Consider the following 7562-nt stretch of genomic DNA (forward strand, 5'->3'; position numbering starts at 1 on the left):
CACCTCGTCCAAGGTGTGTTCCTGTTTCTCACTTTGGTCATCCGAAATGGTATCAAAATCCACCAAAGTAAACAGGCTCATGCGGAACATTCCATCTTCTGTCATGGAAATATTCATGTGACTGAACCCATCTACACCTTCGATGGCAACACATAAAGGACGCTTCAGATATGCCAATCGAATGATATCAGCCTCACACAAGCAGATTTTTCCACCTGCGAATTTCTGCTGCATCTTTTCTTGGATACGAAGTGCTGCCTGCTGGACAAAAAGCTTTTTATAATCCGGCTCCAGCTGAACCAATGTTGCATTTTTTCTTGGTTGTTTTTTACCAGCCTTTTTTGACCAACGAACCGCAATAGCTTTTCTGTTTAAGTAGAGGAAGTAAAGTATACTGCTCACCAACGAGATTCCTCTTGCTGCCATTTTCCAAGAACTTGGCAAAATGATTTCACATAAAATAAGCATTGTTACAAGTACGCCGGCTGCCTTCCATACACTCTTTCTTTTCATTTTCAATCATCCTTTCTAAAACAAAATAAAAAAAAGAGGAATGAAATCAACAAAACCATTGCATTTCATCCCTCTTCATTTCTTCCCAATGCTGTTTACATAGGAAGATCATCCTCATCAGCACATGTATGTTCATCATACACAGGTGCAGATTCTTCTTTTTCCTCTTTCTTTCCGCTGGCAACAAACTGCCAATCATAAACACTTACTTTATTCGCCTTTCCCTTGCTTCCGTCCCTCCTTTCAAAATCAACTACGTCTAAATCGCCAGAAATCATGATTTGACTGCCTTTTTTGACGCCGGCTGACTCCATTCTTTGGGCTATAGACTGGAAAGCCCAGCATGGCAAAAATACCGTGTGCTTTCCCTCGCCATATCCCTTTGTAACTGCCAGATCAAAACGAAGATATGGTGTTTTTTTCGCACTTTCCTTCAGTTCCAAGTCCGCTGTTACCCTTCCTACTGTTGTAATTTGAATCATTCTCATTCTCCTTTCTGCCTTTCGGCTTAAAAAAATAATAAAATAAAAAAAAGCGCTTTTGCTTCATGTCTTTTAAACATAAATACAAAAACGCTTTTTATCCTTAAACTACCTACCTGTTTCAGTCAACAGGCAAAAACCAATGATTACAAGTTTAGATTAGCATAAGGAACTGATGTTGTCAATTATTCTATTTCTTCTTTTTAGCATTATCTGAAAGGAAAATTGTAATTTAACCTACTTTTCTTTCTACTCAGCAAAACACCGTTCAAACAATCTCAATCTTAAAAATATCTTCTAATGGAATTTGTATACTATTTGTCAGTTCCAATATACCTTCATTTGATTTGATTCTTTTGAAACCTCCATCTTCTTCCCTATATGCACCAGCATCTTTTGTTGTATCATGTCGAAAATAAATAACCTTTATTTTTTTCATACCAGCTTGTTCCTGTTGTAACAAAGAAATTTTATAATTCAGCTCAACTACTGCATCTTCACTTAACTCTCGTCTATCTTCTGTAATTCTTGCTGTTTCACGAATCACCACATCATATCCAGTCAGTGCTGCAAAAGGCAAAAATTGAGCGGCTAGATTTTGTCTTGACATTCGTGAATGTTTTTTGGAAGTTGGATGCGGCAAATCTATGATATCATCATATTTTCCACTCATGCTTTATGTCCTCCAATCTGATTATTCCTATCTTTTGCTGTTGCACCTTCCTCCAAGCTAACACCTTTCAAAACGGCATTCTTTCCAAACTTATGCTTAATGGATAACAACGCCTGCTGTAGTTTTTTCTCTTTTTCTCTCTCGGCAGCTTCTTTTTCTTCTATTTTGTTCTTCTCAGCGTAATCTGTAAAAAGGTCTAACTGTTCACAAATGTGATTCTTTAAAATAACGTCTTCGGCAATCACATGATTTGCTACAATATTGATCCTTCGGATTAGAAGCTTTTCATCCGTAATATCTTCAAAAAGTCTTATTGCTGCATCAATGATCTTTTTGCTGGAAGAAGTAGGTTTACCAAGTGAAATCGTGCCTTGTGCATGCTGTGGGACTGCTCTACCATAATGATTTATTTTAATCTTACCAGTATAAGAACGTATTTTTTCAGTATCATTCAGATTTTCTCTGTCATAACCTATGGTCAAAACAAGTTGATCCGTCACAAAACCTTTTTCCACCAAATCTAAAGAAAGCTGATCAGCCATTTCCAACAGCACGATTTTCGCCTTTTCATTTGGATAAGGACAATGTAGCACTTGACCAGAACCCATACTATTGTTTTCCGGTTTATACGCCTTGATATCTGCAATGGTACACGGCTCCCAGCCCCAGGCATGGTCGATCAGCAGCTCCGCATTGATGCCAAAGAGTTTATACAGTAACTCCTCATTATGATAATCTGTCTCTTTTCCTATGGAACATCTTGCAATATCTCCCATGGTAAATAGACCATTGTCCTCCAGTTTCTTCGCATAGCCTCGTCCAACTCTCCAGAAATCTGTGAGCGGTCTATGTTCCCATAATAGCCTACGATATGACATTTCATCAAGCTCCGCAATACGCACACCATTTTCGTCTGGATGTATGTGCTTCGCCCCAATATCCATAGCGACTTTAGCTAAATACAGATTAGAACCAATACCCACCGTAGCTGTAATACCTGTTTTATTCAAAACCTGTTTAATGATTTTCATTGCAAATTGTCTGGCAGTCATTCCAGTAGTTTTCAAGTAGGGCGTCACATCCATAAACACTTCATCGATAGAATAAACATGGATATCCTCCGGGGATACAAACTGCATATAAATATCATAAATGTAAGCACTCTGCTGAATATAATATCTCATTCTGGGTGGTGCAACGATATAGTCCACTGCAAGAGCGGGATTTTCCCTCAGCTCGTCTGCATCATACGAAGATCCTATGAACTCTTTACTTTGCAGTCTGGCTTTGCGTTCGTAATTGATTTCCTTTACCTTTTGCTCTACTTCAAAAAGTCTTGGTCTTCCCTTGATCCCCATAGCTTTCAAAGAGGGTGAAACCGCAAGACAAATGGTTTTATTTGTTCGGCTGGCGTCTGCCACCACAAGGTTAGTTGTCAATGGATCTAGTCTACGTTCCATACATTCCACCGAAGCATAATATGCTTTCAAGTCAATAGCAATATAAGTTCTGTTTTTCATCATACTCTCACCTTAATAAAAGAACATACGTTCTTACATCATTTTATATTTATTATTGCAAACAGTCAATAAAAATATCTTTCCATCAAAAAGGGCTTATGCTAAAGCATACAATAATAGCCATCTCAAAGGCAATCCCTTTGACTATGGTACCTTGAGGGTGACATCTCCGGAAGTTGTGGTGAGATTGTGGCCATTGTTTCCGCTGCGGTAGCCTTGGCGTTGCTCATTGCGCTCATATCGGGCTGCCTGGGTCAACTTTTCTGCCTCGACCTCCAGAAGCTCGTTGAGGGTTTCCTCTATGCTGCCGCGCACAAGTTCCTTGAACTGCCCCTTGATAACTTCTTCGTTTCGCTGTACAATCTTCTCGCATATGGTTTGCTGTCTCCTTTCAGAATGATGAGTCGCAACTTCATTCTACCAGAGATCTGCAAACCATATCTCTTTTTGTTCCTTTTTAATTTGCAAAACTTATTGTACTTTGAATCCAGATCTTATTTATACATAGATCAATTCCATCAAAAAATGGCGAAGTGCTTATCGTAACACTCCGCCGAAAGCCTAACCGGTTTGAGGAAAAAATGCTTGGTTAGGTCTGCTTTACTATTTTATGCAGTCCTGCTGCATTTATACACTTAAATGTGCTTTCCAATCCACTGGAAGATTCATTGCTGTATAACTAACTACACTAATATTATTTTGAATCAACTTATCAAAAGTATCCACAAATACTGTCCACTCCTCATCAGATGAACGCAAGTACTTCATTGCCAGTAGGATTTGATACAAACCGTTATGTACCGGCGATGGTGTGACTTTATCTGCATCCAGAATTTCCGGTGTCGTATGTATTGTGCGATTGTAAATTCTGGAATTATGAGCACACATATTACGCAATACCGAAACGCCCTGTATCCATGAAGCAAGCATTTTCTGAGATAGATTTACCAAGTTCCCTTTTATCGATTTATATTGTTAATTAGCTGCTAATATAGAATACGAACTTCCAATACCTGTTTTCAAATTCTTAATTATTTTCGATAGTGTACCAAATGAAAGAACTTCAACAGTTGCCCATACAGGTACCTCTCCATCATTATTGTCAAAATTATGTTTGATAAACACATTATTAGAGTGAGCAATTTCTGACGCTACTGTAGACATATTCTGCCAATACAGTTTTTTCTCTTTAAAAATCGATGATTCCTGCAGAACAAGTGGTTCTCCGTGTATAAGCAACGCTTCCACCAATCGTACTCTCAAAGCCACTTCAATCTTGGAAATCATTGCAAAAATCAACGCAGATAATTCCTGATCAAATTGATACAGCTTTAAAATATCTTCAAACTTTGTTCCTGGAATATACTTCTTTGTAGCATTATCATATAAGTGAAACGAGTATCCACGCAGACGATAATAACCAACAGATTTTAATGCCTTTTCCACATTAGCCTGATCCACAAACTCCATCTCCGCATCTATATACGATTGTACCTGCTGTGCTATTGTTAATATTTGTTTTGGATATTGATACATAAAACACCCCATAAATAAAAAAGTCCCACTGTGTTGCGCATGAAAAATCAGAGGCGTGGTGGGTTCTGTTACTATCATTATACAACTTTTATTGCAGCTGTCAAAATTCCTTTTCGAAAAAAGAATACAAGCTTTGTTGGAGTACAATACATATTGGACAGCTAAATAAAAAAAGAGGAAGGATACGGCTTCATGGGGTATAGTTGAGTTGCGAACTAAACATAACAATGAAGAAGCTGTATCTTTCATGAGTAAAAGTATAACACAAGACATAGCCTATCGGCAATCCCTGATGAAGTATGCAGAGAAATATCGGGTGAGTCGTGCCAGCAGGAAGTACAATAAAAACCGGTCATGCATCGGCGGTGTGAAACTTTTTCTGTAAATATGTATCTGAATGGGTTCTTCTATGATAAAATCTAATTCATAGGAGGACCTTTTATTATGGCAAAACAGAAGAAACCTGTACACCGCGTACAAATGACAGAAGGAAAGCGTAACATTATTCATCAGCTCCTGGAAGAATACGAATCCAGACAGCTGAGGATATTCAGGAAGCTCTAAAGGATCTTCTTGGTGGAACCATCAAAGAAATGATGGAAGCCGAAATGGACAACCATCTTGGTTATGAAAAATCTGAACGTTCTGACAATGATGATTACCGGAATGGGTATAAACGCAAACGTATCAACAGCAGTTATGGCTCCATGGAAATTGAGGTGCCTCAGGATCGTAAATCCACTTTTCAACCTCAAATCGTCAAAAAGCGTCAGAAAGATATTTCAGACATCGATAGAAGATCATCTCTATGTATGCCAAAGGAATGACCACCAGACAGATATCTGAAACCACCGAGGATATTTACGGTTTTGAAACTTCGGAAGGATTCATTTCTGATGTAACAGATAAAATCCTCCCTCAGATTGAAGATTGGCAGAACCGCCCTTTAGATGAAGTATATCCCATTCTTTTTATCGATGGGATTCATTATTCTGTTCGAGATAATGGGATAATCCGCAAATTGGCGGCATATGTGATCTTAGGGATCAATACGGAAGGCAAAAAAGAAGTTCTCACCATTCAGGTCGGGGAAAATGAAAGCTCTAAATACCGGCTATCTGTCTTGAATGAACTGAAGAACCGATGGGTAAAAGATATCCTGATTCTTTGTGCTGATGGTCTGGCTGGAATCAAAGAAGCCATTGCTGCCGCCTTTCCGAAAACAGAATATCAGCGCTGCATTGTCCATCAGGTAAGAAACACTCTGAAATATGTTCCAGATAAAGACAGGAAAGCCTTTGCAACGGATTTGAAAACCATCTATCAGGCACCGCTCTGGCAGCCCTTGAACGCGTAACAGAGAAATGGACACCCAAATATCCGAACTCCATGAAACGCTGGAAAGATAACTGGGATGCCATTTCTCCAATTTTCAAATTTTCGTCAGATGTCCGAAAGGTCATATACACGACCAATGCCCTAGAATCTCTGAATTCCACCTATCGGAGATTAAACCAGCAAAGAAGCGTATTTCCAAGCGATACAGCATTGCTGAAAGCCCTGTATCTGGCTACCTTTGAAGCTACAAAAAAATGGACAACCACCATTCGGAACTGGGGTCAGGTCTACGGAGAACTGAGTATTATGTATGAAGGACGGCTTCCAGAATAAAAAGAACAGATTGGTTAAAACAGGCGGAAAAGCCGCCTGTTATTGACATGGGGAGTATCCCAAAGTTTGTGTAAACCTTCAAACTGATGTAAGATAAACTTACCAGTTTGGAGGTTTATTTTATGGCAAGAAAAAAAGATACACCACAAAAAGCTGCCCTTCGGGAAATGATGGGCAATTATCTGAAAGAAAACAATGTAAAGGTCAAGGATGGAACCGATGTCAACTCCATTATGCGGGATATGATGTCCATCATCCTGGAAGGCGCTTTGGATCAGGAAATGGATGAAGAACTGGGATATTCCAAGTATGATTATCGCAACAAAGAAACAGATAATTCCAGAAATGGTCATTCCCAGAAGACCATGCATACCAGCTATGGCGATATGGAGATTGATATCCCCAGGGATCGGAAAGGCGAGTTTGAACCACAGATCGTCAAGAAATATCAGAATACAGTTACTCAGGATATGGAGGAAAAGATCATCTCCATGTATGCCAAAGGAATGACCACGAATAATATTGAAAGCCATATGCGCGAATTATACGATATCGAAATTTCTGACAGTACCATCAGCAGGATCACAGATAAGATACTTCCTATCGTGAAAGAATGGCAGGAAAGACCTTTGGAAGAAATCTATGCGGTTGTTTTTATGGATGCCATCCATTACCATGTACGTAACGAAGGCCGGATTGTAAAACGTGCGGTCTATATCGCTATCGGAATCGATATGAGTGGATATAAAGATGTACTCGGCATGTATGTGGGGCAAAACGAAAGTGCGAAATTCTGGCTTTCTATTCTGAACGGTCTGAAGAACCGTGGTGTGGAAGATATCCTGATTGCATGTGTGGATGGCCTGACAGGCTTCCCTCAGGCAATTGAAGCGGTATTTCCAGAGACAGAGATTCAGCAGTGCATCATCCATCAGATCAGGAATACAACAAAGTTTGTTTCCTACAAAGAACTCAAGCCCCTGATGGCTGATCTGAAACGTGTATATGCCGCGCCGACAGAAGAGATTGCACTGGCTGAATTAGAAAGTTTCGATGAAAAATGGAGCGGAAAATATGGCAGTGTGAAACTTTTTCTGTAAATATGTAATTGAAGAGGTTCTTCTATGGTAAAATTTAAATCATAGGAGGACCTTTTATTATGGCAAA

4 protein-coding genes and 4 pseudogenes are annotated in these 7562 nt (G+C 39.3%); 2 read left to right on the forward strand and 6 right to left on the reverse strand.

The annotated features are described in order from the left end of the window. The 6 genes and pseudogenes from BUB35_RS17350 to BUB35_RS17375 all read right to left on the reverse strand — a co-directional run. A partial coding sequence (locus BUB35_RS17350) for a hypothetical protein (protein ID WP_143185493.1) occupies nucleotides 1-513 on the reverse strand: 513 nt, incomplete at its 3' end. Nucleotides 514-608: 95 nt separating this feature from the next. Next, nucleotides 609-995 carry a single-stranded DNA-binding protein gene (locus BUB35_RS17355; RefSeq protein ID WP_072853787.1) on the reverse strand — a complete coding sequence of 129 codons (387 nt, stop codon included), beginning with the start codon at nucleotides 993-995 and terminating at the stop codon, nucleotides 609-611. 268 nt (nucleotides 996-1263) lie between these two features. Then, nucleotides 1264-1668, reverse strand: coding sequence for a hypothetical protein (locus tag BUB35_RS17360; RefSeq protein ID WP_072853789.1), 405 nt, complete (start codon nucleotides 1666-1668; stop codon nucleotides 1264-1266). Continuing rightward, entirely contained in the window at nucleotides 1665-3191 is a 1527-nt protein-coding gene (locus BUB35_RS17365; RefSeq protein ID WP_330391271.1) for a Y-family DNA polymerase, read from the reverse strand. The genes BUB35_RS17360 and BUB35_RS17365 overlap by 4 nt, the downstream gene beginning before the upstream one ends. A 109-nt stretch (nucleotides 3192-3300) precedes the next feature. Next, nucleotides 3301-3563, reverse strand: a pseudogene (locus BUB35_RS17370) (transposase); the annotation flags it as partial. Between the two features lie 252 nt (nucleotides 3564-3815). Beyond that, nucleotides 3816-4997, reverse strand: a pseudogene (locus BUB35_RS17375) (Abi family protein). 171 nt (nucleotides 4998-5168) lie between these two features. Here BUB35_RS17375 and BUB35_RS17385 point away from each other — a divergent pair. Together BUB35_RS17385 and BUB35_RS17390 are read left to right on the forward strand one after the other, a co-directional pair. Beyond that, nucleotides 5169-6395 (forward strand): annotated as a pseudogene (locus BUB35_RS17385) (IS256 family transposase). A gap of 122 nt (nucleotides 6396-6517) precedes the next feature. Further along, nucleotides 6518-7480 (forward strand): annotated as a pseudogene (locus BUB35_RS17390) (IS256 family transposase); the annotation flags it as partial. Nucleotides 7481-7562 lie beyond the last annotated feature (82 nt).

The organism is Anaerotignum lactatifermentans DSM 14214 (assembly GCF_900142265.1).
Classification (GTDB): Bacteria; Bacillota; Clostridia; order Lachnospirales; family Anaerotignaceae; genus Anaerotignum; species Anaerotignum lactatifermentans.

What these genes read in the sequence shown, in the direction of transcription:
- BUB35_RS17355 (WP_072853787.1), bottom strand. Translation starts at nt 995, where the DNA reads ATGATTCAAATTACAACAGTAGGAAGGGTAACAGCGGACTTGGAACTG.
- BUB35_RS17365 (WP_330391271.1), bottom strand. Translation starts at nt 3,191, where the DNA reads ATGATGAAAAACAGAACTTATATTGCTATTGACTTGAAAGCATATTAT.
- BUB35_RS17360 (WP_072853789.1), bottom strand. Translation starts at nt 1,668, where the DNA reads ATGAGTGGAAAATATGATGATATCATAGATTTGCCGCATCCAACTTCC.